Consider the following 25089-nt stretch of genomic DNA (forward strand, 5'->3'; position numbering starts at 1 on the left):
ACCGAGGGTGGTGAACGATGGCCGACACCTCGCCTGCCGCTCTGGCGGTGCAGCTCCTCGCCATCCTTGGCCGGGACAAGGACCGGCTGACCCGTATCGACGACTACCTCCATGGTCGTCACGACGATCCGTACATGCCGGCGATGGCAGATGACGAGTATCGGCTCCTCGCGAGGCGGGCCGTCTCCAACTGGATGCCTCTCCTGGTCAACACCCCGGCACAGGCCCTCTACGTGGACGGCTACCGGGCAGGCGACGACGCCAACAAGGGCGCCGCGACCGACCTTTCCTCCCCGCAGTGGGAGCACTGGCAGCGGTCCCGCCTCGACGCCCGGCAGTCCGCCGTCTACAAGGGCGCACTCACGTACGGGCATGCCTTCACGCTGACTGAGCGGGTGGCGGGCAAGGTCCTGACGAAGGGCCTGTCTCCGCTTCGCACGTCGGCGCTGTACGAGGACGCCGCGAACGACGACACGCCTTACGCGGCGTTGTCGGTGACGGCCTGGCCGAAGGACGGCAAGCCCGGCCGGGCACGCATGTGGGACGCCAGGTTCGAGTACGCGGTGACCTTCAAGGCACTGGGCGACAGCGAAGGCGTCCGGGCTACGAGGGGCAAGCGCCACGGGTCGAGCGAGTGTCCTGTCACGCGCTTCGCTGCGGCCGTTGACCTCGAAGGCCGGACCATCGGCGTGATCGAGGTCATGATCCCGTTGCAGAACCGGATCAATCAAACGATCTTCGATTTGCTGGTCGCCCAGACGTACGCCTCGGTGAAGGTGCGGACCGCTACGGGCATGGCCCCGCCGGTCCAGCGCGACCCGGATACAGGCGAGATCGTCTACGACGAGCAGGGCAACCCGATCCCCCTGCCGATCAACCACAACGCCAAGCGGTTCCTCTTCGCCGAGGACCCCGACGTTCGCTTCGGCTCGCTGGACGAAACCCCGCTCGGGGGCTTCATCGACTCGATCGACATGAGCATCCGGCACCTTAGCGCCATCGCGCAGGTACCGCCTCACCACCTTCTCGGGCAGATCGCCAACCTCTCGGCCGAGGCTCTCCAGGCCGCCGAGACGGCGCTGTCCCGGAAGATCCAGGAGTTCCGCACCTTGTTTGGCGAAGCGTGGGAGCGGGTCTTCCGCCTGGCCGCCGAGCTGGAAGGCTCCGGCGCTGCGGACGACTTCAAGGGCGAGGTTCTGTGGCGTGACATGGAACAGCGCTCCCTCGCGCAGGCCGCTGACGCGCTGGGCAAGCTGCGCGAGCAGCTCGGCATCCCGGCGAAGGGTCTGTGGAAGCGCGTCCCGCAGGTCACGCAAACCGAGCTGGACGAGTGGGACGACCTCGCGGACGAGGAAGACAGCGTGAAGCAGCTCGCTTCCGCGCTCACTCGGGCAACACCGGAGCCGGTCACCGCGGATGAAGTGCCGGCGGCTGCATGACGAGGAAGACCAGGGCGGCTGAGACCGATGATGTCTCGGCCGCCTTCCACGTCGCGCTGACGCAGATCGGCGCACAGACCACAGCTGAGGCCCTGTCTTTGTGGGCGGATGTTCCGGTCGACCTGCGAGGGGCTACGGCTGCGGGTTGGCTCAAGCGGGCGATCACGCTCGTGATGACCAGGCGTCGCCAGTCGCGGGATCTCGCGCGGGCCTACTACCGGCTTGCCCGAGCACTCCAGACAGGGACGACGGTCGCTGACCCGTATCACCCTGAGCCCACTCACGTGACGCTCGCCGACCTTCGGCGCGAGTTCGCGGCCCTGGCCGGTACGTACAAGCCGCCGACCCAGCCCCCATCGGACTCACCTCCTCCTCGGGACTCCACGACCTCGAGTTCCGCCGGCACTGATGAAGACCCGGAAGACGACGACCAGGGCCAGGCGCCCGGCGACGGTTCGGGGCCAGTCGATGACGAGGACGAGGACCAGGACGACGACTCGGGGCGGGTCGACGACGAGGACCAGGACCAGGACGACGAGGACGACGAGGACTGGGAGCGCATCCTCGTCGAGGAGCTGAAGGGCCTCCGCGAGGAAGAGGAGCGGATCGAGCGCGAGGCCGAGGAGGAACTCCGCATCGTGCTGGAGGCCCTCGGGCCCCGCAACCTCGATCAGAAGCTCACGGTCGAGGACGCCGACCCGGACGACTCTCACCGCCAGGCGGGCGCCCGTCAGGCCGCAGCCGCCTCGCGCGTCGCCATGAACGGCGCCCGGTCCTCGAACTGGACGCACATGACCCGCGACCGGCGGGCCCTCGGGTACGTACGCCTGTCGCGTACGGGCACCCCGTGCGGCTGGTGTGCAGTGCTCATCAGCCGTGGCCCGGTCTACAAGAGCCGCGAGTCCGCCCTGTTCAAGGACGGCGACAAGTACCACGACAACTGCAACTGCTACGCGATGCCGATCTGGAATCGGGATCAGTACCAGTCGAGCGAGCTGACCGCACTGTCGCGTCAGTACATGGCCCTGTGGCCCGAGGTCACGAAGGGCAAGAGCGGCAAGGCCGCCGTAAGCGTCTGGCGGCGCTTCATCCGCCAACAGCAAAGAGCCGCAGCCCAGGAGGCGCGGCAGTCCACGAGCACGGCCCCGGAGGCGTGAAGTGTCTGACGAGAAGCCCAACGAGGAGAACCCGACCGGCGAGACTCCGCCCGGCCCGAAGCCGGACGACGAGCAGAAGCCGGACGACAAGGCAGGTGCCGGCGGAGAGTCCGGCCAGTCCGAAGACGAGCTTCCCGACTGGGCCCGCAAGGAGCTGGTGAAGGTACGCGGCGAGGCAGCCGGTTACCGCACTCGCCTGCGCGACGCCGAGACGAAGCTCTCTGCGGCCAAGAGCCCGGAGGAGTTCGAGTCTGCCCTCGCCGAGGTGAAGACGGAGAACGCCCGCCTTGAGCGGTCTCTCCTCGTGACGAAGGTTGCGAGCAAGTACGAGCTTCCTGACCTCCTCTCCGAGTCGCTGAAGGGCGAGACGGCCGAGGAACTGGAGACCCACGCGAAGGCCCTTCAGGCGCTTCTCACCCCGACCGCCCCCGAGTCCCTGGGTGGCGGCCTCAACCCGTCCGACGAGGACGACGGGGAGATGGACCCTCGCAAGCTCGCGAGGCGATCCCGGCGCTTCTAGCGCCTCCCGATGACCCCCCTCACTCAACCCCCGTGCTGACCGGCCGGGGGTTTTTCCATGCCCCCGGAGGAAGCCCCAGTGCCCACCGTTCAGCATCAGATCGTCAAGCCCCAGAAGCTCGCCGCAACCGCGGTCGGCATGCTGGAGCAGGAACTCATCATCCCCAACCTCATGCAGAAGCAGGGGATCGACCAGTTCAAGGGCGCGGAGAACGACACCATCTCCGTCCCGGTCGAGGGCGTCCTGCCGTTCCACGACTACGCGTTCCGCAACGACCGTACGAACCCGATCGTGTTCGACGAGTACAACGAGCGGAAGATCCCCGTCACCTTCGGCGGCAACGTCTACTCGGCCGTCAAGCTGACCGACGAGCAGTACGACTTCGACATCGACCAGTGGTCGAAGCTCCTGCGCCCGCAGGTGAAGGCGGTCGCCCGTGGTCTGGCCCGCCGGGCTGTCTCCACCCTGACCGGCGCCACCTACAACGTCAAGATCGGCAACGCGCAGCAGAACCTTCGCGGCGCGCTGATCGAGGCCCGACGCGTCCTGAACGCGTTCCACGCCCCGGAGGGGAACCGGTACCTCCTGGTCGGTACCGACTTCGAGTCGGCCCTCCTGAACGACGACAAGATGAACCTCGCCTCGAACGTCGGTGACGACGTGGCCGAGTCCGCTCTCCGGACTGCGACCCTGGGCGACCGGTACGGCTTCCGCATCGTGGTCGACCAGACCATTCCGGCCGACGAGGCGTACGCCTTCTCCGGCTCCGCGTTCATCTTCCTGACCGGTGCGCCGGCGGTTCCGCAGTCCGTTCCCTTCGGTGCGACGACCTCCTTCGAGAGCATCGCGGCCCGCTGGGTCCGTGACTACGACCCGACGTACATGCAGGACCGAAGCGTCGTGAACACCTACGCCGGTTTCTCGGTGGTCAAGGACGTGCTTGTCGGCTGGGACGGCGCGAACGGCAAGGAGATCATCTCGACCTCTGAGCACTTCGTGCGTGGCATCAAGCTCAAGCTCGACGACAAGAGCGACTACCCGGCCGCCGCGTCCGAGCTGGCCCAGATCACCGGCATCAGCGACGCGAAGGTGTGGACCCCGGCGGGCTACAAGCCGGAGACCGACCCCTCCAACGTCTGATCGTGAGGCGGGCCGCGTGACCTGGGGCAGACCGGGAGCGCGGCCCGCCCGCCCTTCATGGAAGGAGGTCGGGTGATGGCTTACGCCACCCTCGACGAGCTGAAGGGCCGCCTCGACTGGGACCTCGATCCCGACGAGCTGAGGATCGCAGCGGGGGCACTGGAAGACGCCTCGGACCTGGCGGTCGCCTACGGCCGCGAGTGGCCCGAGGACAAGGTGCCCCGGCTGGTACGGACGCTCGTACTGAAGGCCGCGGCGAGGTACCTGCGGAACCCGAACGGCTACACACAGAGCCGGGCCGGAGACGAGACGCTCGCATGGTCGGACATCGGCCGTGACGCCGGCACCGTGTACTACACACGCGAGGAGATCCGGCTCCTTGAGGAGCTGGCCGGACGGAAGCGCGGCATCGTCGGCGTGCCCGTCTCGGCGTGGGGCACGAAGCCGCAGAGCGTAGATGCCGGCGGATACGTCCCGGTCGACTACGGCGGCGACACCTTCCCCCTCTTCGGGGATGCGGTGAACCCCTGGTGAGCGTGCAACGCAGGCGAGGCCAGGCGGCGACCGTGTGGGCGACGCAAGAGATCGTCGACAACCGGGGGAACACGGTCATCGCCGTGGACGAGGACAACCCGATCACAGTCCGGGCCGCCTTCATCCCCCAGCGAAGCGGCAAGGCCGAAGTTCCTGGTCAGCAACAGATCAACGTCACGCGGATGATCGTGGACGCCCATGTCGAGGGCGTGACCCTGTGGTCCCGCGTCCACTGGCAGGGCCGCATGTGGGACGTGGTGACACCCCCGGCCTACCACCACGGCGACCGCCGCACTCGGCACTGGTCGATCGACATTCGGGAGCGGCCCTGATGGCACACATCTACGAGTACGGCAAGAAGGACCGAAGGCGGCTTGAGCGGCGGGTGTCGGTTCTCCCTGGCGTTCAGGCCGAACTCGACAAGAAGCGCTTCGAGATCGCGGTCAGGGCCGAGGCCCTGCTTCTCCAGCACCGCAAGGAAGGTGTCTCGGAGATCGACGTCGAGGACGGCCACGTCGACAAGTACGTGATCCTTCAGGACTCCTTCAAGACGAAGCGCGAAGCCAAGAAGCTCGGCAACGTCAACTCCGCCCTGTCCATCGAGTTTGGTCACGGCATGGTCGTCCAGAAGCGCACGGACAAGAACGGCGCCGAGTTCGAGGTCATCATCCCGGCCCACGACGGTCTCCACATCCTCGGCCGCGCGGCCAACTTGCCGAAGACGAAGCGCGGCAAGAAGGAGAAGCTCGACTAGTGGCAGGAATCCCCAACCACATCAAGGCCCTGGCGGAACTGTCGCCGGTCGAGGATCTCCTCCTCGCCGTCCTGCGCGAGGGCCTTCCGGGAATCCGAGTGAAGTCACTCGTCGACCTGCACGAGACATTCCCCATGGTCCTCGTTCGTCGAGATCCCACCTGGGGTCGATGGCAGGGCGACACCAGATTCACGGACGCCGCCCGGATCGTCATCAACTGCTTTGCGCCAGACCCTGACGGGGACGAAGACGCAGCGATCCTCTCCGAGGCCGTCCGCGTCATCATGCGGGATGCCTGGCTGAATCAAAAGGTGTATCCCCGCAGGGGCCACATCATCCGCGTGGACATGAACTCCTCGCCGCGACGGGCAACGGACTGGGCGACCGCTACCGGTCCCGTCCAGTACGCCGACCTCCCCACGGGAATCGTGCGTTACGAGTCGATCTTCGACGTGCATATCCGCAAGCCGCGGATTCGCCCCTACATCCCCTGACCAACCCAATCCACGCAAGGCCCGGAGCTTTCGAGTTCCGGGCCTTTTGCATGCCCGAGTAAGGATGCAGCCCCTTGGCCATCAACGACAACGCAACCCTCGTCGTCGGGTCTGGCAACTACCTGACGGCCCCCGTCGGCACCGCCATTCCCGCTGACCTTCTGAGCCCCACTTCGCCGTGGCAGAACGTTGGTCACACCTCTCTGGAGGATGTCTTCGGCATCACCTCCGAGGGTGGCGAGGCGACCACGATCGGAACTCTCCAGAACAAGTCGCTCCGGACGAAGTACTCGGCGCGAACGGAAACCATGACCTTCACTTTGCAGCAGTTCGACACTGCCGCTCTGAAGCTCTACTTCGGTTCCAACGCCCCCATTCTGCCGGACGGTTCGGTCGGCGTTCCGACTGAGCCGCAGCCGACTCAGGCTGCATTCCTGGCCATCTTCGTGGACGGCGATAACCATTTCGCCTTCTACGCGCCCAAGGCGGAAATCTACCGAGCCGACGACATGGCGATCTCCGACACGGAGTCCCTCGCCGGTCTGCCGCTCGGCGTGAAGCCGATCTCCTACAGCTCGAACGCCTGGACGTACGCGATCACCCCGCTCGGCGGCTCCCTCGCGACCGGCGCGACGGCCGGCAGCCCCGGCACCTTCACCCCGTCCGGCTCTGTGACCCCGGACAACCTCGGCGCGATGGTCGGCGTGATCGCCTCCCCGGCGACCGCGTGGACGACCGGTCAGCACGTCGTCCTCGGTGACGCCTCCAAGGCGTACTGGAACGGCACTGCCTGGGTCGCGGGCCAGGCGTAACAACTCCCCGGCGCGGGCGCATTGCGGACCCGCCCGCGCCGGGTGACCCCCCTTTCTCTTCGGTCCGCTTCCCCCTTTTCGCTTTCTCTCTTGGAGGTCCGCAACCCCATGGCTTCTTTCTCCCTCGACGACATCCGCGCCGCCGCTGAGCGCAAGTACGGCAGCACTGACATCGAGTTCGGCGGCGAGACCGTCCGCCTCCTGAACCCCCTGCGCCTGTCCAAGGCCCGCCGTGACGAGCTGCTCGCCATTCAGGACCAGCTCGGCAAGGACGAGGCCGACCAGGCGGCCGTGATGGCGGAGGCGATTCGCTGTGTGGCCGAGTCGGCGGGTGCCGCCGAGAAGCTGCTCAAGGAGGTCGGTGACGACCTCGCGATCCTCGCCGAGATTTTCGGTCACTACGGATCGAGCACCCAGGCGGGGGAAGCCTCGGCCTCGCAGGGCTGATCGACGAATACGGGGAGGGCCTCTATCCGGATCTGCTCTTTCACTTCGGCGTCGACTTGGCCGAGGTGATTGCAGGCCGGGGGCCCTCTCCCGCCCTCGTCCTTCTGCTTGTGCAGAGGCTTCCTGATACCTCCCTCACGATCGCTCTTGCGTCGGGCGGTCGTGAACATTTCGGCTGGGGCCAGGACCGGCATTTGGCGGCTGACGTTTTCGACGCACTGAATCAGAACACCAGGGCTACCGGCCAATGGGGCAAGGGCAAGGCTCCGAAGATCCCTGCCTATCCGAGACCGAAGGCGAAGAAGGCCGACAAGAAGAAGGCCGAGAAGCCTAAGCCGCGGACCGTCGCGGAGATTTACAAGCACTTCCAGCGGAGGTAAGCCCGGTGGCGGAAGCCCAGATTGTCGGCCGCGTAGCGGTCAAGGTGATGCCGGACACTTCCGGCTTCAAGCAGGATCTGAAGGAAAAGCTCGAAAAGATCGAGAACGACCTCGCGATCACGATCCGGACGAAGGCTGATCCCAAGGGTGCTCAGTCGGATGTCCTTCAGATCGTCCGCGAGATCAACCGGCATAACAAGGACACCGACGTTCGGAAGATCCGCTTCTATACGAAGCTGGATTACCACGGCATGGCGACCGAGGTCACGAACGCGGTCCGGGAGTACCAGAACAAGGCCAACAAGCATCGCGTCGTCTTCAGCGCCACGGGCCGCCAGGTCGTACAGGAGGCCCGCCGCACCCGCCAGGAGGCGAACGCGGAGCTGACCGACCTGCACCTTGCGGTGAACCTCGACAATCAGGGCTCCGTCCTGGCGGCGGTCGGCAAGGTGAAGGCGGCCCTCGTCGCGCTCGGCGAGACGGACATCGAGGTCGACCTCAACGAGGACTCGCTGAACGCGGCGGCCGAGCTGTTCGAGGACCGCCTCGACGAGATCGGCTCTATCGAGCTGCGGGTCGACAAGTCCTCGCAGAACTCGGTGAAGTCGGCCATCGCGCAGATCGATCGCGAGTTGGAGAAGCTCGCCGAGGTCGAGATCCGGGTCAAGGTCGATCAGGCGTCGCTCGAAGCCGAGCGCCGCAAGCTGGAGAAGGCACTCCGGCTGGAGCTGAAGGTCGACCCGCGCTCCTCGAACTCGGTCAAGGCGGCCATCGCGCAGATCGATGCCGAGTTGGCGAAGCGCAAGGAGATCGACCTCTCGGTCAAGCTGGACGACAAGTCGCTCCAGAAGGCGCGGGAGCGTCTTGAGAAGCACCTGACGCTAGACCTCACGGTCGACAAGAAGTCGATGTCCTCTGTCGAGGCCGCGCTGAAGCAGGTCGAGGACCAGCTCGACGAGCTGTCCCGCGAAGAGATCAAGGTCAAGCTCGACAAGCGGTCACTCCTCGTCGCTCAGACCCAGTTGAAGGGCATCCTCGACGCAGAGGTTCAGGCGAAGGTCACCGCGGATCGGGCCGCCGCTCAGCAGGCAGCGGACGAGATTCAGGCCCAGCTCGACGAGATCAGGGTCCGGCCGGATCTCGACGCGAAGCAGGTAGCCCAGACGAAGCGGCAGCTCGAAGCTGCCTTCGCGCAGATGCGGAACCTCCGGGCGAAGATCACCCCCGAGCTTGACGCACTGGCGAAGCGCGATGTCGAGCGGGACATCGACGACCTTCAGGACCGGATCGACAAGCTGAAGTCGGACATCGAGCCGGAGGTGTCCCGTACGGGCATCGCGGCCGTCCTGGCGCACATGGCGGCCCTGACTCGGGACCGCATCGTCGACCTGATCCCGCGCGTGAAGCTGTCGGCCGCTGCGGCGGCCGTGGCGACACTGAAGGCCCTGTCTGGCGCCCGCGTCCTGGGCGATCTGTTCCGGAATCTCTGGGACTCGATCAAGAACCTGGACAAGGCCGCCCCGATCATCGGCAGCCTGGCGACCGCGATCCTGGGCCTGGGCGGGTCCGGCATCGCCGCGACGAGCAACCTCGCCGCCCTGTCCGCGTCGCTCGCGTCCATCGCCCCGACAGCTCTCCTCCTGCCCGGCCTGTTCGGCGGCATAGCGGTGGGCCTGGGCGTCACGATCGCCGCGTTCAAGGACTTCAACAAGCGGGTTCCCGAGGTCAAGCAGGCCCTCTCCGGCCTTCAGGACGCGATCAGTGACAACTTCTGGGCGAAGGCCGAGAAGCCGATCCGGGCCGTAGTCGACGACTTGCTCCCCAAGTTCACGTCCGGGGTCAAGAAGACGGCGACCGAGCTGGGCGGGTTCTTCGGCCAGTTCGCGACGGAGCTGGGGACCTCCCTCGGTCCCGTGCTCGACCAGATGTTCACGGACCTGTCGGCCTCGATCGGCAACGCGACGAAGGGTACGGACACCTTCGCGTCGATCATCGCCCGCCTGGGCTCGGTCGGCACGAGCTATCTGCCGGCCCTGGCCAACTGGTTCGTCGACATCGCCGAGAAGTTCGACGCCTTCCTCAAGCGGAAGGGTGAGAACGGTCTCAAGGAGGACATCGACCAGGGCATCGACGCCCTCAAGGACTTGGGCTCGGTCCTCTTCAACGTCGGCGGCATCCTCGCGGGTGTCGCGCGGGCGGCCACCGCTGCCGGCGGATCAACGCTTCACACGCTGGCCGACGCGCTCCAGCGCATCCACGCGATCGTGGACAGCAAGGGTTTCCAGTCGGGCCTGACGCAGGTCTTCTACGCCGCCCATCAGGCGATGCAGGAGATCGCTACCGTCTCCGGCCCGGCGGTCGAGCGGTTCTTCAAGTCGCTGGGCGGCCTGTTGACCTCGGTCCTCCCGCAGGTCGGCGCCATCATCGGCACGGCCCTTGGCGCCGTCGCTGACGCCCTTGCACAGCCCGCGGTGACCGATGGCATCAAGGCTCTGCTCGACGGCGTTCAGAGTGCCGTCGAGGCTCTGGCGCCTGCCATGGCTCCACTGGGCGAGGCCCTCGGTTCGATCGCCTCCCTGGCGGGCACGTTGCTGTCCTCGCTCGGCCCGCTCGTCGCGGCCGTGCTGACTCCTCTGTCGCAGGCGTTCACCCAGCTCGTTCCCGTGATCGAACCCCTGGTCACGCTCCTCGGTGACGCCCTGGGCGGCGTAGTCGCTGCGCTGGCCCCGCTCCTCCTGGGCCTGGTCTCGGCGCTGACTCCTTTGATCGAGGCCCTGGTTACCGGCCTGGCCCCGATCGTCCCTCTGATCTCCGCCGCGCTCGCGGTCATGTCGGCCGCGCTCATGCCGGTGATCGATGTCCTGATCGAGATCCTCTCGGCCGCGATCCTGCCCCTGATTCCAGTGGTGCAGCGTCTCGCCGCCGAGTTCCTGCCGAAGATATCCGAGGCGTTCGCTCACGTGGCGGAGGCCCTGACGCCTCTTCTGAACATCCTGAAGCAGGTCGTCGACTTCATCATGCCGATCCTGGTTCCCGCTATTGAGTGGCTCGCAGGAATCCTCCTTGACTCACTGGTCGAGGCCCTCGACGGCGTGGGGAAGTACTTCGACGCCACCTTCGATTACGTGATGGCTGTCTGGGAGTTCTTCTCGGACCTCTTTCACGGAAACTGGGATCAGCTCTGGGGCGACATCCTGAACATCGGTAAGGCGTTCTGGAACCAGATCAAGGCCGCCTTCCAAATCCTGCTCAACATCGGGATCATCGGCGCCTTCGGTAAGGGTTGGAAGATCCTGAAGGCCGGATGGGAAGCCGGATGGACGGCGATCAGGACGTTCGGTACAAGCCTCTGGGCTTCGATCCGAACCAACTTCGCCACCTTCATGACGACCCTGCGGGAAACCCCGACTGCGGCACTGGCGGCACTTCGGAAGTTCTTCGGCGATACCTGGGTGTCTATCCGCACCGCAGCCGTAGAAGCCTGGGAGGCCGTGAAGCGGGTCTTCATGTCGAAGGTCGGCGAGACGGTCACGACGGTCAGGGAACTGCCCGGCAAGGTCAAGGCAGCATTCGGGGACGCCAAGACGCTCCTCCTGAGTGCCGGCCGCGCGATCATCAGGGGCCTGATCGACGGACTGAAGTCGATGTTCAGCTCGGTCCGGTCCACCCTCGGTGGCCTGACGGACAAGCTGAAGGACTGGAAGGGTCCGGCCCCGAAGGACGCCCGGCTTCTGTACGACGCCGGTCAGCTCATCATCAAGGGTCTGATCAAGGGCCTTGAGTCGCAGTACGACAAGGTTCGACAGAGCCTCGTCGACCTCACGTCGAAGATCCCGAAGAACGCCTCGAAGGGCCTGAAGGACCGGATCAGCAAGGACCGGACCAAGCTGCTTCAGCTTGCCGCGGATTGGGATGCCGGCGCTAAGAAGCTCGAAGCGGCGCGGGACAAGCTCGACCGGATTCGCGAGGACGCGAAGAACTTCCGCGACGAGATCCGCGACAAGGTCATCGACACGGGCGACGTGACGAAGATCGAGGACGACTCTTTCGAGGGGATCAAGAAGGGCCTCACGGATGCGGTCGAGAAGGCGAAGAGGTTCGCGGAGGTCCTGAAGAAGCTGAAGGCTCTGGGGCTCAACGCGACCAGCTTCGAGCAAATCGCCTCGGCCGGTCCCGAGGCCGGGCTGAAGGCCGCGGAGGAAATCGCCAACGCTGGCAAGGATGGCGTCGACTCGATCAACGACTTGCAAAAGGAGTTGGAGAAGTACGCCACCAGCGCCGGTAACACCGCGTCGCACTATCTGTTCGACGCCGGTATCAAGGCGGCCGAGGGTCTGGTGAAGGGCCTCGAAAAGGAACAGGCCGCGATCGAGAAGCAAATGCTGAAGATCGCGGACGCCATGGTCAAGGCCATCAAGAAGGCGCTCGATATCCACAGCCCGTCGCGGCTGTTCCGCAAGCTCGGACAGTTCGTCGGCAAGGGCTTCGGCCTGGGCGTCGAGGACGAACAGGGCCGCGTCGAGCGGGCGACGAACGCCCTCGCGTCCAGCGCCACGGCGGGCGCTGCCTCCGGCCAGGTCACGGCCGCTGTCTCTGGCGGCCTCTCGGCCGGGACCGGCCAGTCGGTCACGAAGGTTCTGAACTACTACGCGGGCTCCAACGGCGGCTCCCTCTCGTCCGAGGAGGAGCTGTTCGCGGCTGCCTCGCGGGCAAGGATGGTCGGCTGGTGAAGCTCGAACTGAGTTCACCTTCGGACAGGCTCGACCTGGCCGAGATAGAGACGGATGGAGTTGGGTTCCAGGCCCTTGCCGGCATCACCGGCTTGGGCCTGCCCCAGCTCTCCGTGCAGTGGCTCGAAGGGGCCGGGGACGGCGCCGCCTACCGTGGGCGGCGCGTCCTCCCCCGCGACATCGACATCCCCCTCGACATCGTGGGGCGCAACCGGGGGCACCTCGCCGACCTGATGACCCGCCTTGCGCGGGTCCTGGCCGACGACTGCACCCTTACCTACATCGACTCTGACGGGGTGCGCTGGTCGACTCCGGTCCGCTGGACTGGTGGCGGTGCCATCGACCCCAGCTCGGGCGAGCGGGACGTTCAGACCGTCGTCAGCCTGCGGGCCCCGAGTCCGTACTTCCTCTCGGAGTCGGCACAGACGGTCACGGTCGGCGGCACGGCGGCAGGCGCATTCCTGTCCACCCTGTCGGCGATGCCGATCTCCTCTTCGCAGGCGATCGGCTCCATTCAGCTGACGAACGAGGGAGACGTACCGGCCTACCCCGTGTGGGAGGTGACCGGGCCGGGCGACACCTTCAAGGCGATCAGCCCCACAGGCGAGACGATCCAATGGAACGGGACGCTCGCGGTCGGCGAGAAGCTGATCGTCGACATGGGCGCCGGCACCGTGAAGGACGGCAACGGGGTCAACAAGTACAGCCTCCTTGCCACGGCCCCCCGCTTCTGGTCTGTCCCGCCCGGCCCCTCGACGGCGACCGCCTCCCTCCTGAACATCACCTCGGCCTCGAAGGTCGTGTGTTCCTGGCGACCTCGTAAGTGGGTGGTGATCTAGTGCGGCAAGAGGATCTCCTCGTCGAGGTCCGGGACAAGACGCTGACCCGCGTTGGGGCGATCCCCGCGGATCTGCTCACCCTGGAAGCGACGGAAGTACACAACAACGTCGGTACGTGGAAGCTCCAGATCAACGCGGAGCATCCGCTCGCCGCCGTCCTGTCGACGCCCGGCGCAGGCATCATCGTCACTGGCCCTGTGGACGTTCTGTTCTCGGGGCCGGTGACGAGGGCCGAGACGGCGGCGAGTGCGACTGACCCCCTGGGCACGCTGACGGTCGAGGGCGTGGACGACACGGTGATCCTGTCGGACATGCTCGCGTGGCCGGACCCGGCTCAGGGTGACGTGACGAAGCAGTCCAAGGACACGGACGACCGTACGGGCCCGGCCGAGACGCTGATGCACGCGTACGTGAATGCCAACGTCGGGCCGGGTGCCCCCTCCAACCGGCGCAAGGCCGGGCTCACTATGGGCACGAACGGAGCGAGGGGCGCCTCGGTCTCGAAGTCGGCCCGCTTCGAGCAGCTCGGCGAGCTATGCACGGGCATGGCCGAACCGGCGGGCCTGGGCTTCCGTGTGGTGCAGCGCGGATCGAGCCTGGTCTTCGAGACGTATGCGGTCGCGGACCGCACGAAGGATGCCCGGCTGGGCGTCACGAACAACACGCTCGCCGGTCAGCGGGTGAGCACCTCGACCCCGCTGAAGACTCAGGTACTCGTCGGCGGCGATGGGGACGGCACGAACCGCGTGTTCGTGGGCGTGAACAATGCCGCGTCGACTCAGGCCGAGACGGACTGGGGCCGCCGAATCGAGTCGTTCGTCGACGAGCGGTCCACGACCGACACGACCGAGCTGACCCAGAAGGGTAACGAGGCCCTCGCGGACGGCGGAGCGACGATCCGGGCGGCTCAGGCCGTACCGATGGAGGATTCGGCCCTCGACTTCGGCCGCGACTGGTTCCTCGGTGACAAGGTAAGCGTCATCGTCGGCAACACCGAGATGGCGGCCATCGTCACGGGGTACGTGCTGAAGGTCGACGGCGACGGTTACCGGATGGGCGCGACGCTCGGCGACCCGACTCCGCTCAGCCCGAGCGCTGGCGCGGCGAAGGCAGCGAGGGAGTTGAAGTCTCGCGTCTCCTCGCTGGAGCGGACGGCAGAGGCCGTACCGCCTGGCGTTCGTGTCATCGCCACTACCGGTTACACGCAGGCCACCCCGCCTACGAGCTACCCGGCGAATCAGACGGTCGAGTTCTACCTCTCCGACACGGGAGCTACTGCCGGCGGATGGGACTTCGGAGGCAAGTTCGGCTTCGTCCAGACGCGGGCATGGTCCGGCGGTGACGCCGTGCAGACGTGGCGCCGGGTCCACTCGAACACCACGGCGCACGAGATGTGGGTACGGGGCGGCAATGCTTCCGGCTGGTCGCCCTGGCGGCAGGTCGGTTTCGACACCCAGCTTGCGGCTACGGCGGTCACCCAGACGACTGCGGTCGCGAGCTACCCCGAGGGGACCTCGACTCTCTACCTGACGAACACCGAGGCCACGACCGGCGGTTGGGACTTCGGCGGCAAGTGGGGAATCCTCACCACCCGCAAGCTCCGAGGCGACGCCGTACAGACGTGGCAGCGCGCGAACTCGAACTCCACCACAGAGACGTGGTGGCGATGCGGCAGCGGTACCGGCTGGGGCCCCTGGCGGAAGGACACCTTCGAGGACAGGACTCCGAAGGGCATCGTCTCGATCACCTCCATCACGGCCTCAACCCCGTACGTGGGGGACACGGCCGCGATCGTCTACACCCAGGCGTTCACGGCGGAAGCCGGGCGCTGTTACCGGGTGACGTTCCGGGCCCTGTCGGCAGACACGGATGCGACGGGCGACAACGCCGACTCGAACATCCGGTACGCGAAGCAAAGCATGCTCACGACGATCCGTTGGGCCGCCGGCACTTCCGTGACGACGAGCAGTACCTCGGCCGGTGAGATGGCCACCACGACGTTCGACGACGACAGCGTTACCGCGACTGGCATCAACCTGAACGCCTTCATCAACAACGCCCCCGCCGGCACCGTCACGGTGGGTGTGGCGATCAACGCTCGACGGGTCGCAGCTACGTACGGCCAAGTCCGCGTCCTCCCCGGCGGCGTCGGGGCGATCGTGGTCGAGGACGTGGGCGCGGCCGTCTAAGGAGACTCCCCTTTGGCTATCACCTCTTACCCCTTTGACGCCCAGGCCGTCACCGAGACGCAGTTCTCGCAGATGTTCCGCGAGTTCCAGGACTCCGGAGTCGTCGCGTCCTACGAGGCATCCGGCTTCCTGGTCTCCGCCGGCACCGGCATGGTGGTCAACGTTCAGCCGGGCCTCGCCTTCCTGCGGGGGCACTTCGTCAACTCGACTGCGATCGAGCCTGTGACGATCCCGGCCGCGAACACCTCGGTCCGTGTCGACCGGCTGGTCCTGCGACTCGACCCGTCGCTGAACTCGATCGTCCTGGCGGTGAAGCAGGGCACCGCCGGCTCGACCACTCCCCCGGCCCTGACCCAGACCGACACGGGCATTTACGAGATGACCCTCGCCGAGATCAAGGTCAACGCGAGCGTCACCTCGATCACGTCCGGAGACATCACCTCGACCCGAATCATCGTCGGGACGCGCGTCGGGTCGTGGGCCACGATCACGCGCCCCGCGTCCCCGCGCAAGGGACAGCTCGGCTTCAACAACTCGACGACGACATGGGAGTTCTGGAGCGGCTCGGCCTGGGTGTCGCTCGTCTCCTCGGTCGACTGGGCGAGCCTCACCGGCAAGCCCGCCACTTTCACCCCGTCCACGCACTCGCACCTGTGGGCGGACATCAGCGACCGTCCTTCGTCCCTGCCTCCGTCCGCGCATACGCACGACTGGGCTCAGGTGACGGGCAAGCCGACGACCTTCGTCCCGAGCGCGCACGGGCACGCGTGGACGGACCTGACCGGAGTCCCGGCCACTTTCGCCCCGGCGACACACTCCCACTCGTGGACGAGCATCACCTCGAAGCCGAGCACCTTCACCCCGTCGTCCCACTCGCACTCGTCCTACCTTGAGTCGGGGGACACGATCTCGTGGGCCAACGGCTCGAAGCGTGTCCATCAGGACTCGGTGTCGGGCTCCGGGACGTATTACGCGGTGTGGGTGCAGGGTGATGGCACCTTCGCGCGGAACACCTCGTCCCGCCGCTTCAAGCAGAACATCCGGGATATCGACATCGACCCCGAGGCAGTTCTGTCCCTGCGTCCCCGCGTCTACGACCGGCGACCCAAGGAGGAGGGCAGCGACGATTACCTCCGGGACGAGTTCGGTCTGATCGCCGAAGAGGTCGCGGAGACGCTTCCGGAGATCGTCACGTACGACGAGGAGGGGCGCATCGACGCCCTCCGTTATGACCTTCTCGGGGTCGCTCTCCTGTCTGTGGTGCAGGACCAGGCCGACCGCATCGAGCGCCTGGAAGCGCAGCTCCGGGAGCTGGCCCGTTGAGTTTTGACCCCAGTGTTCAGGTAGCGATGGTCTCTGCCGGCGGAGTGGTGACAGCCGCCCTCGTCGGCGTCCTGGTCGAGCTTGTCCGCCGTCAGGGGACAGCCATTGCCGAGGTGCGCGAGAACGCGCAGGAGGCCCGCGATCAGGTCTCCAATACACACGCCACGAACCTTCGAGACGACCTGGACCGCGTGATCGCGGGACTCGATCGCGTCCTCGAAGGACAGGCCGAGCACAGCCGGGACATCCGCGAGCTGCGGAAGGAACTGTCCCACGAACGCGCCGAGCGCCTGGCGGTGTCCGAGCGTCTCGACTCGCACATCTCGTCTGTCTCCGCCGCCTAAGACCCCTCTCCCCCCGAGGCCCTGTCCCCATGGACGGGGCTTTTTGCATGCCCGGAGGTATGTCCCCTTGAGTCTCTCGATCGTGTCCCGCAAGGCATGGGGCGCTAAGCCCTGGGACGGCAGTCCCGACCAAGTGTCCCTGTCCGAGCGGACTGAGTTCTTCGTCCACTATCACGGCGGTGTCCCCGCCCACTCGACCGGCGTTGCTGTCCCGCGCGAGGTCGAGAAGATCCACCTCGCGAACAAGTGGGCCGGGGTCGGCTACAACTTCATGGTCGACCAGGACGGGACTATCTACGAGGGCCGGGGATGGAGCCTTCAGGGCGCCCACTGTCCCGACCACAACGTCTCGGGCTTCGGCGTGTACGTCGCGATCGGCGGCGACCAGAAGCCCACGGACAAGGCCCTCGCGAGCGTGCGCGCCCTGTACGACGAGGCGTGCAAGAAGACCGGCCGGGCCCTGGCGAAGCGGGGCCACAAGGACGGCTTCGCGACGGCCTGTCCCGGCGTCCACCTGTACGCGTGGGTGAAGGACGGCATGCCCGCCCCGAAGGGCTCCAAGCCGCCGGTAGAGCCTCCGAAGGGCCCGAAGCCTCCGGCCCCGAAGCCGCCCGTGTCGCGCATCGTCGATCTGTCGGCCGGAGTGAAGCCTGGCGCCAAGCACAAGCAGGTGCGCGAGCTTCAGCAGCTCCTCATCAAGGCGGGGTACGGCCCGATCAAGGGGGCCGTCACCGACTTCTACGGCCCGGAGACCATGCGCGCAGTCGCACGTTTCCACGACCGGAACCCGAAGTACCGCACCGGCCTGCATGACCCGCGGATCGGACCGAAGGGCTTCGTCGCGCTCCAGAAGCAGGCGGGCCGCCGGTGAGCAAGCATCGCAAGCCTGTAGCCGCTTTCCTGTCCTTCCTGCCTGTCCGCTACCGCTCGCGAGCCGGGGCCATCGTCGCGGCCCTGGGCGTGCTGGTGAGCGTCCTCGCCATCGTCTACGCCGACCGTCCCGAGGTTGCCCTGATCATCCAGGTGGCGACCGCTCTCGGGCTGGTCGACGGTCCCGACTCCGAGTAGCACAGCGCCCCCCTGTCGACCCTTTCGGGCTGGCAGGGGGGCGCCTTCTTGTGTCTCAGGACTGGGACGCCTGGGCCACCTTCCGCGCTTCGATCTCCTCCATCGTGGTGATCGGTGTCCGTCTCGTCCGGCGCGCGCCCGTCTTCGCTGCGGCCTTCTTGGCGGGGGGCTTGCTCGCTACGACCGCTCGCAGCGGGGCGTCTTCCTCAGTGCCCTCCGGGTTCAGAGGGCCGAACAGGGCCTCAACAGGGGCCACATCCACGGCGCACAGGTCGCGCGTCCTGGCCTCGCCGTTCTCGGGCTGGAGGGTGTAGCGGACAGCGGGTCTGTCCCGCCGCTCACAGATGTCACACACTCGCACGGTGATCGTCACGTCCATCTCTCTGTGTCTCCTCGCCCGTGCGGAACTTGCCTCTGTAGAGATTGTCCCGCACGGACGGGGCGTTAGTCACGGCTTTCCGGTTAGGCGTTCTGAAGGCGGCTGAGGTAGCGGCTACCGGTGCGACGGTCGCGCCCGAGGAGCTTCGCGAGCGCGGGGCCGGTGACGGCCTTGCCCTGCCCGATCAGGGTGTCGGCGGCCTGGCGGATCTCCTCGTCGGTCGCGGTAGGGCGGCCGGGACGGCGCTTCGCGCGGGCCTTGGCCACCTCGTCGACCGGCGGCTCGGTGCCGTCAAGAGTGGGCTGAATGGGCTCGTCGTCCTGGTCCTGGTGCTCGTCGACCTCGGGAGCCTGGTCCGCCGGCACCTCGACGACCGCGGCCTTCGGCTTCGCAGAGCGGATGACCATGTGCGCCACGTGACCGGCGACGATCGCGGGGACGGAGGAGACGGCGGCGACCAGCTCCTTCGAGGTGGTCATGTATCCGGCCGCGATCCAGTGGGCGACGACCTGACCGGCGAGGGTCATCCCGAGGGCTCCGATCGCACCGACGATCGCCGTACCCCGGCCCTTCTCGCCCTTGCGCTTGCTCTCGGTGAACCAGACGGCGACGACTGCGTACACGCTCATGCAGACCGGCATGCCGGCGGAGACGACCTCGCCCCATCCGGCGAGGCGGGCGAGCTGGTACTCGCCGGGGGCGCCCATGGCCAGGGCGACAGAGAGGACCACGGCACCTACGACGTAGGCGTACCAGGGCAGGCGGGCGTGAGTGGGCATAGCTGTGCCTTTCAGGGGTGGGTGTGAGGGAAGTGCGAGGGGGCCGTCAGGCGCGCATGAGGGCGCGGATCTCGGCAGCGCGAGAGGTCACGTCGGGCATGGCCGGGGCGACCGGCGCGGGGGCGTGGTCGGTGATCTCGCCCGTGGTGCAGTCGATCTCGAAGGCGATCGAGCCCGTCCCGAGGGCGCACTCGGCGCAGATGCCGGTGTCCTGGCCAGCCGGGAGGAGGTTGCCGCAGCGGTCGGCGCACTCGGCGTACGACTTCCAGGCGCGCTTGCGCTCGGGCCGCTTGCGGTCGAGGCGGTCAGCGATCAGCTTCGCGGCGCTGTAGACCTTGGACGGCAGGCCAGCGGTCACGGCGTCGGTGATCTCGGTGATGGTGGCCCCGCGGTCGAGCCAATCCACCACGGCCGGGACGAGGCGGCTCACGTGCCGGTCGGACAGCTTGAGGCGGGCGTCGAACGCAGCGAGGCGGCGCAGGATGCGGGCGGCCTCGGCAGCCTGCTTGTCGTCCTGCTTGTCGCTGGAGCCCTCCCCCTCCTCAGCCCCGAACGGCGCGGCCTCGTCCTGGACGGGCTCAGCCGGAGGGAAGGGAGGGTTCTTGTCCCCGTCCTTTGAAAGATCCTTTTCCCCGTAAGGGGACGTGCCCGTGTTCCGAGTGGCCGAAGTAGCGGTGACCGGACGGGTGGGAACCGGAGAAGAAGCCAGGTGAGGAGCCTCATACACGTCCACGGTCGAGACGATCTGGTTCGTCTCGCCGTCGCGGCCGGTCTTCGTCACCCAGTACCCGAGGTCGCGCAGCTCCTTGACGGCCTTCGCGACGGCGCCGCGACCCTGCGGGTAGTTGTCAGACAGGGTGCGAACGTTCTCCTTGACCCCGTTGGGCAGGGAGAGGACAAGGGCGAGGATGCCGCGCGCCGTGTGGGACATGCGCGGGTCCTGGATCGCGCGGTTCGCGATGATCACGAAGTCGCGCTCGTGCTTCGGGATACGATGAATCTGCATGGGAGCTGCTGTCTCCTGTGCCATCCGGCCAGAGGTTGCACCCTCGTGTCCGGTACCAGGCCCTCGGAGGTTGCACCCTCCGGGGGCCGCCCCTTTTTCAGGGGCCGTTGTAAGGTTGTACTTGCCACGGCTTCGCCGTGTGATCACAGCTTGACATGGACCCCACGGCACCGTCAACCTTGATCCGTAAGCCTGATCCTCCGTCACTCCGAACGGCCGGGGGAATAGCCACACCACAAGGGGGACGCATGCCGCCGAGGAAGATCGTCAACGAGCAAGAGGTCATCCGCTGGTTCGAGGAGAATCGAACGTATACGTGGATGCAGGAGGAGTACCGCAGGAAGTACGGGATCGAGACAACGATCCCAATGTGGTCCGCCTTCCGTCGCCGTCGCGGCATCGACCGCCGGCACATGCGGGCCTCGGACCTGCTTCCCTGGCGCATGAAGGACGAGCACCGGCACCTGTACCCGGCAATGATGCTTCGGGCGGAGGCGCGCGAACGCGCAGGTCGGGGGGTCACCGGGCGCGAGGAGACGCGCCTCGCCGCCTGGCGGACCATGCTCAAGGAGGAGAACCTCGTCGTCCACTACGACGCGGATACGGAGGAGGGTTTCTTCTACGTCCCGCGCGAGGAGGGCGACACGGACATCATTCGTGAGCCGCCCCAGGCGAAGCGAGGCAACAAGCCGCAGGACTGACGTCTTACTACCCTTCGGTAGCGGTATACCCCCGTCTGATCCCGGACGGGGGTTTTCTCGTCCTTGAGGAGTACGACGCCCGTAGGGCTGTTGACCTACCGTTTACCCAGGTACGAAGGGGTGCCCGCGGGTGCCTCTTCTCACACTTAAACCGCTTTGGTCTAACGTTGACACGGGATGGACCGGGCGCGTAGAACAGATGTGCAACACAGCACTACGCAAGGAGGGGGGCGCTGCTCATGCGCGCCGAAAGCCGGGGAGTTCCATGTGCACCTTGGGTTCCATGCCAGGAACACCAGACCAGAGTGCCGGGCATCAGACCCTTGGACGAGATCAGGAACAGCCTCCCTGGTGGCATGAGGGTCGTGGGTGACCCTGCCGACTGGGACTGCGCCCTTCTGGTCCGCCTTGAACTCTCGCCCCGCCTCCTCCGTGAGGCGCTCGACCTGCTCCGCCAGGCCGGTTTGGAGCCGGTCAGCGAGGACGAGCACGAGGCGGAGATGCACGACAGCTGTACGGCCCGCCTGTGGCTGGTGCCGATCGACCCCTCGGACCCCTTTGAGAGCCCCGCTTACCAGGAGATCGCTGCGTGAAGTTCGTTGACCTGACGCCCGCCTCGACCGTCCCGCGTGACGGCTGGGACCGTCCGCTCGTCATCCCGAAGCAGGGGGGCAAGCCGAAGGCCCTGACCCGTACGACGACGTTCATCGACTGCATCGAGGACAAGAGCGCCATCTCGGATTGGAAGGCGCGGATGACCCTGGTCGGGGCCATGAAGCGCCCGTCCATGCTCGACGTGGTGAAGCAGCTCGACCCCGAGAACCCGGACGACAAGCGCAAGCTGAACGCCCTTGCCGAACAGGCTCAGGACATCTCCGGCGCCAACGTGAAGCGGGAGAAGGGGACTCATCTCCACACGCTGTCGGAGTACGTCGACCGCGGGGAGGCCCTGCCCGCCGGCACCCCCGTGAACGACCTGCGGGACATGACCGCGTACATGGGTGCGACGGTCGAGTTCACCGTGAAGGGCGTGGAGAAGTTCGTCGTCGTGCCCGAGCTGGGCACGGGCGGAACGTTCGACCGCACCCTCGAATACGCCGGGCCCGGCCCGGACGGAGAGCGCGTCGAGGGCCTGTTCATCGGCGACCTGAAGACGGGCTCCGTGCAGTACGGGGCCCTGAAGATGGCGGCTCAGCTCGCCGTCTACAGCCGGGGCGAGTTCTACGACTACACCCGCTTCCCCGTCGACCCGGCGGACCGGAAGGCGTTCGCCGCCTGGAAGAAACGGGAGGTGCCGGCGGACGAGGCCGCGACCGCGTACCGCCCCATGCCCGAGGTCTCCCAGAAGTGGGGGATCATCATCAACCTGCCTTCGGGCTCGGGTGAGTGCACCCTTCATTGGGTGGACCTTGAGATCGGCTGGGCTGCCGCCAAGCTCGCGAAGGAGATCCGCGCCATGCGGAGCGTGAAGAACGCGATGCTCCCGTGGGTGACGGGCCTCACAGATTCCAAGGTCGCTTAAGTCCAGCCCGCGTGTTAAGTTTAGACCACAGAGAGAACGAGGGAGTGAAGTGAAGGCAGACCAGGCAGAGCTTGTCTCGTCCTACGCGGACGGGACGATCGGCGTCACGATCAAGTACGGCAAGTCGTACGAGGACACCTGGGCGGTGTTCCGTGGCACCGTGGCGCAGGTCCGTGCCCTCATCATCGACTACTTCGGGTTCGAGAGTAAAGGTGTGACCGGCCTGTCCCTGAGCGATCTCGTCGTCAACGCGACGAACCTCGCGCACGGGAAGGGCAACATCGCCGCGATCCTCGACGCCCGGATCATCCCGAGCGACGCTCCCCCGTCCGCCCCTGAGTCCGCCCCGGCGGATGACCCGTGGGCGGCTGCCTCGGCCTCGCAGCCGGAGCAGAAGACCGAGAACGGGTCTGCCTGGATTCTCGGTGAGATCGAGAAGCAGAGCACCCTCGACGACCTGAAGAAGCTGTGGGCGGCGAATCAGGCGATGTTCGCCGACGCCGCCGTGATGGCTGCCTACAAGGCCCGTGGTCGGGCCCTGAAGTCCGCATGAGACAGGCAGCCCCCCTCGCAGTCCTCGTCGCGCTCCTGGCCCTCACCGTGCTGGGTTCCGTGACCACACCACGGCTCGCAGAGCCGACCCCCCATTTCCGTACAGAAGGAGAACCGAGTGCCCCTGAACTTCGCTGAGATCCCGACCGCTGGTGGCGGCTGGCTCAAGCCCAACGAGCTGAAGGACGCCCTCGCCATCATGGTCGAGGTCAAGAGCTACGAGCCCCAGCGGCCCACCCCGAACGGCCCGAAGGACAGCGCGCTGTGCGACGTGACCGTGTTCAAGGACAAGGCCGCGCTCGACGCTCTGTCCCCGGAGATCAACCAGGGGATGCGCATCGAACAGACCATCCTCGCCCGTGACCTGTCCGGGCTGGTGGGCAGCGCGACCATCGTGCAGATCACCCAGATTCCGCCGAAGCGCCCCGGCGCGCACCCGGCCTGGGTCTGGCGTCCGGTCTCTGACGCCATGGTTCGCCAGGCGGTCATGAACTACGCCGAGCAGCGCGAAGCCGCGGTGAACGCGGCCGTCGCCGAGGCGCCTGACTTCGACTGATGCTTCGGTTCTTCGCGGGGCCGATGGGCGCCGGCAAGTCAACGCTCGCGCTTCAGATGGCCTTCAACTACCGCCAGGCGGGACGCGAGGGGCTGCTGTTGACCGGGCCGAGTCGGGATGGCCGCATGTCGTCCCGGCTCGGCGTGGCCGAGGAAGCCTTCCAGATCACGGAGTCATCCGATCTGGTCGGCCTCCTCTCCGGCTCCGGCTCCTTCGCTGTCGTGGACGAGGCCCAGTTCCTCACCCCGCGACAGGTCGAGCAGCTCGCGGCAGTGGTGGACCGGGAAGGAATGGCGGTCGATGCCTTCGGCCTCCTGACCGACTTCCGGTCCCACCTCTTCCCCGGCTCTGGCCGCCTGGTCGAGCTGGCCGACGCAGTGATCCGCCTACAGGCGGATGTCTTCTGCTGGTGTCAGCGGCCGGGCCTGATCAACGCCCGCATCGAAGGAGGCCGGGTCGCCCGCTCTGGAGCGCAAGTCCAGGTCGGCGATGTCGGCTCGACGTACCGCGTCCTGTGCCGACTGCACTGGGCGCAAGGAATCGCAGAGAAAGGACAGTAGGTGCTCACTCCCGCACGGTCGCTCGCGCTGCATGCCGAGTCCGGCAAGGAGCTGCCGAGGGTCGAGGCGTTCGACGCCCTGTACGGCATGGGATGCCGCCCGCGTCACGGCGAGGTCATCATGATTGCCGGTCGCAGTGGCACCCAGAAGTCGGGCTTCGCTCTGTTCTGGACGGCGATGATGGCCCTCCCGACGCTGTACTTCTCGGCGGACATGTCGGCCTTCACCGCGTCCTCGCGCCTGGCGTCGATGATGACGGGCGACACGACGGAGATGGTCGAGGCCGGGATGGGTGCCGGCGGACGACACCGGCAGGAGTACCTCAACTCTCTCTCGGGCCTGCCGTTCACCTTCTCGTTCGGATCGCCGATCACCTGGAAGGCGGTCGACGAGGAACTCGAAGCCTGGGTCGAGCTGTGGGACGACTACCCGGCCGTCATGGTGTTCGACAACCTGATGGATTTCGACGGGGCCGAGTCGGACTACACCGAGCAGATGGCCGTCATGTCTGGCCTGACTGAGCTTGCCCGCTCGACCGGCGCGACCGTGATCGTCCTGCATCACGCCTCCGACAAGTCGTGGGAGGCCAAGTCGGACCCGTGGGCCCCGCCGTCCCGTGACCAGGTGAAGGGCGGCCTCTCGGAGAAGCCCGAGCTGTCCCTCTCCGTGGCGCTGGACCCGACCTCGCACGAGTACCGGGTCGCGGTGATCAAACAGCGCATGGGCCCCTGCGATCCCACGGCCCGCCGGTATGCGTCGATGCGCTGCCATCCCGAGGTGACGCGCTTCTCGAAGCTCGAACGGGTCGTCCCGATCGCCTCGCCGTCTCAGCCCTGGTCGCCTACGGCCGTCATCAATTCTTAA

28 protein-coding genes are annotated in these 25089 nt (G+C 66.8%); 25 read left to right on the forward strand and 3 right to left on the reverse strand.

The features are described 5' to 3' along the window. Positions 1-17 precede the first annotated feature (17 nt). From CHF15_RS14715 to CHF15_RS14805, 18 genes are all read left to right on the forward strand, one after another. Positions 18-1439: a phage portal protein gene (locus tag CHF15_RS14715; protein WP_089224219.1), complete on the forward strand. Its 1422-nt coding sequence runs from the start codon at positions 18-20 to the stop codon at positions 1437-1439. A gap of 284 nt (positions 1440-1723) precedes the next feature. Continuing rightward, entirely contained in the window at positions 1724-2596 is an 873-nt protein-coding gene (locus tag CHF15_RS14720) for a VG15 protein (protein WP_245938825.1), read from the forward strand. 1 nt (position 2597) lies between these two features. After that, the gene (locus CHF15_RS14725) at positions 2598-3116 is read left to right on the forward strand and encodes a hypothetical protein (RefSeq protein ID WP_089224221.1); all 519 of its coding nucleotides are present in this window, start codon (positions 2598-2600) and stop codon (positions 3114-3116) included. Positions 3117-3194: 78 nt separating this feature from the next. After that, on the forward strand, positions 3195-4256 hold the full coding sequence (locus CHF15_RS14730; RefSeq protein WP_089224222.1) for a phage major capsid protein: 1062 nt from the start codon (positions 3195-3197) through the stop codon (positions 4254-4256). Positions 4257-4331: 75 nt separating this feature from the next. Further along, positions 4332-4790 carry a hypothetical protein gene (locus CHF15_RS14735; RefSeq protein ID WP_089224223.1) on the forward strand — a complete coding sequence of 153 codons (459 nt, stop codon included), beginning with the start codon at positions 4332-4334 and terminating at the stop codon, positions 4788-4790. Further along, complete coding sequence (locus CHF15_RS14740; RefSeq protein ID WP_245938826.1) at positions 4787-5122, forward strand: phage head-tail adapter protein; 336 nt, start codon at positions 4787-4789, stop codon at positions 5120-5122. The genes CHF15_RS14735 and CHF15_RS14740 overlap by 4 nt, the downstream gene beginning before the upstream one ends. After that, positions 5122-5544 carry a DUF5403 family protein gene (locus tag CHF15_RS14745; RefSeq protein ID WP_089224224.1) on the forward strand — a complete coding sequence of 141 codons (423 nt, stop codon included), beginning with the start codon at positions 5122-5124 and terminating at the stop codon, positions 5542-5544. The genes CHF15_RS14740 and CHF15_RS14745 overlap by 1 nt, the downstream gene beginning before the upstream one ends. After that, positions 5544-6038, forward strand: a complete 495-nt coding sequence (locus CHF15_RS14750) for a hypothetical protein (protein ID WP_089224225.1) — start codon at positions 5544-5546, stop codon at positions 6036-6038. The genes CHF15_RS14745 and CHF15_RS14750 overlap by 1 nt, the downstream gene beginning before the upstream one ends. A 74-nt stretch (positions 6039-6112) precedes the next feature. After that, entirely contained in the window at positions 6113-6850 is a 738-nt protein-coding gene (locus CHF15_RS14755) for a phage tail tube protein (protein ID WP_089224226.1), read from the forward strand. 108 nt (positions 6851-6958) lie between these two features. Continuing rightward, complete coding sequence (locus CHF15_RS14760; RefSeq protein ID WP_089224227.1) at positions 6959-7297, forward strand: phage tail assembly protein; 339 nt, start codon at positions 6959-6961, stop codon at positions 7295-7297. 65 nt (positions 7298-7362) lie between these two features. Continuing rightward, on the forward strand, positions 7363-7677 hold the full coding sequence (locus tag CHF15_RS14765; RefSeq protein ID WP_089224445.1) for a hypothetical protein: 315 nt from the start codon (positions 7363-7365) through the stop codon (positions 7675-7677). 5 nt (positions 7678-7682) lie between these two features. Beyond that, the gene (locus tag CHF15_RS14770) at positions 7683-12407 is read left to right on the forward strand and encodes a hypothetical protein (protein WP_089224228.1); all 4725 of its coding nucleotides are present in this window, start codon (positions 7683-7685) and stop codon (positions 12405-12407) included. Next, the gene (locus CHF15_RS14775; protein ID WP_245938827.1) at positions 12404-13246 is read left to right on the forward strand and encodes a phage distal tail protein; all 843 of its coding nucleotides are present in this window, start codon (positions 12404-12406) and stop codon (positions 13244-13246) included. Before CHF15_RS14770 ends, CHF15_RS14775 begins: the two co-directional genes overlap by 4 nt. Beyond that, complete coding sequence (locus tag CHF15_RS14780) at positions 13246-15435, forward strand: Gp37-like protein (RefSeq protein ID WP_089224230.1); 2190 nt, start codon at positions 13246-13248, stop codon at positions 15433-15435. The genes CHF15_RS14775 and CHF15_RS14780 overlap by 1 nt, the downstream gene beginning before the upstream one ends. Positions 15436-15447: 12 nt before the next feature. Then, a complete protein-coding gene (locus CHF15_RS14785) occupies positions 15448-16758 on the forward strand; it encodes a tail fiber domain-containing protein (protein ID WP_089224231.1) in 1311 nt (436 codons plus the stop codon). Positions 16759-16805: 47 nt separating this feature from the next. Beyond that, a complete protein-coding gene (locus CHF15_RS14790) occupies positions 16806-17102 on the forward strand; it encodes a DUF2746 domain-containing protein (RefSeq protein ID WP_245938828.1) in 297 nt (98 codons plus the stop codon). 67 nt (positions 17103-17169) lie between these two features. Continuing rightward, positions 17170-17973 carry a peptidoglycan recognition protein family protein gene (locus CHF15_RS45450; protein WP_220093290.1) on the forward strand — a complete coding sequence of 268 codons (804 nt, stop codon included), beginning with the start codon at positions 17170-17172 and terminating at the stop codon, positions 17971-17973. Then, positions 17970-18170 carry a DUF7439 family protein gene (locus CHF15_RS14805; RefSeq protein ID WP_089224233.1) on the forward strand — a complete coding sequence of 67 codons (201 nt, stop codon included), beginning with the start codon at positions 17970-17972 and terminating at the stop codon, positions 18168-18170. Before CHF15_RS45450 ends, CHF15_RS14805 begins: the two co-directional genes overlap by 4 nt. A gap of 55 nt (positions 18171-18225) precedes the next feature. On the opposite strand, the gene CHF15_RS14810 is transcribed toward CHF15_RS14805, so the two are convergent. The 3 genes from CHF15_RS14810 to CHF15_RS14820 all read right to left on the reverse strand — a co-directional run bounded on the left by CHF15_RS14810 (position 18226) and on the right by CHF15_RS14820 (position 20334). Continuing rightward, entirely contained in the window at positions 18226-18549 is a 324-nt protein-coding gene (locus CHF15_RS14810) for a hypothetical protein (protein WP_089224234.1), read from the reverse strand. 83 nt (positions 18550-18632) lie between these two features. Next, complete coding sequence (locus tag CHF15_RS14815; RefSeq protein WP_089224235.1) at positions 18633-19328, reverse strand: MFS transporter; 696 nt, start codon at positions 19326-19328, stop codon at positions 18633-18635. Between the two features lie 46 nt (positions 19329-19374). Next, entirely contained in the window at positions 19375-20334 is a 960-nt protein-coding gene (locus CHF15_RS14820; RefSeq protein WP_089224236.1) for a helix-turn-helix domain-containing protein, read from the reverse strand. A gap of 248 nt (positions 20335-20582) precedes the next feature. Between CHF15_RS14820 and CHF15_RS14825 the strand changes: the two genes are divergently transcribed. From CHF15_RS14825 to CHF15_RS14855, 7 genes are all read left to right on the forward strand, one after another. Further along, positions 20583-21035 carry a hypothetical protein gene (locus tag CHF15_RS14825; RefSeq protein WP_089224237.1) on the forward strand — a complete coding sequence of 151 codons (453 nt, stop codon included), beginning with the start codon at positions 20583-20585 and terminating at the stop codon, positions 21033-21035. Between the two features lie 365 nt (positions 21036-21400). Further along, entirely contained in the window at positions 21401-21628 is a 228-nt protein-coding gene (locus tag CHF15_RS14830; protein ID WP_143681570.1) for a hypothetical protein, read from the forward strand. Further along, on the forward strand, positions 21625-22557 hold the full coding sequence (locus CHF15_RS14835; protein ID WP_089224239.1) for a hypothetical protein: 933 nt from the start codon (positions 21625-21627) through the stop codon (positions 22555-22557). Before CHF15_RS14830 ends, CHF15_RS14835 begins: the two co-directional genes overlap by 4 nt. Before the next feature lie 49 nt (positions 22558-22606). Further along, positions 22607-23110, forward strand: a complete 504-nt coding sequence (locus CHF15_RS14840) for a hypothetical protein (protein WP_089224240.1) — start codon at positions 22607-22609, stop codon at positions 23108-23110. A gap of 117 nt (positions 23111-23227) precedes the next feature. Further along, on the forward strand, positions 23228-23665 hold the full coding sequence (locus CHF15_RS14845; protein WP_089224241.1) for a hypothetical protein: 438 nt from the start codon (positions 23228-23230) through the stop codon (positions 23663-23665). After that, positions 23665-24225: a thymidine kinase gene (locus CHF15_RS14850; RefSeq protein ID WP_089224242.1), complete on the forward strand. Its 561-nt coding sequence runs from the start codon at positions 23665-23667 to the stop codon at positions 24223-24225. The genes CHF15_RS14845 and CHF15_RS14850 overlap by 1 nt, the downstream gene beginning before the upstream one ends. Beyond that, positions 24226-25089 (forward strand): AAA family ATPase, encoded by an 864-nt coding sequence (locus tag CHF15_RS14855; protein WP_089224243.1) that lies wholly within the window; start codon positions 24226-24228, stop codon positions 25087-25089.

Origin of the sequence: Actinacidiphila glaucinigra, from assembly GCF_900188405.1 — a bacterium.
Lineage (GTDB): Bacteria > Actinomycetota > Actinomycetes > Streptomycetales > Streptomycetaceae > Actinacidiphila > Actinacidiphila glaucinigra.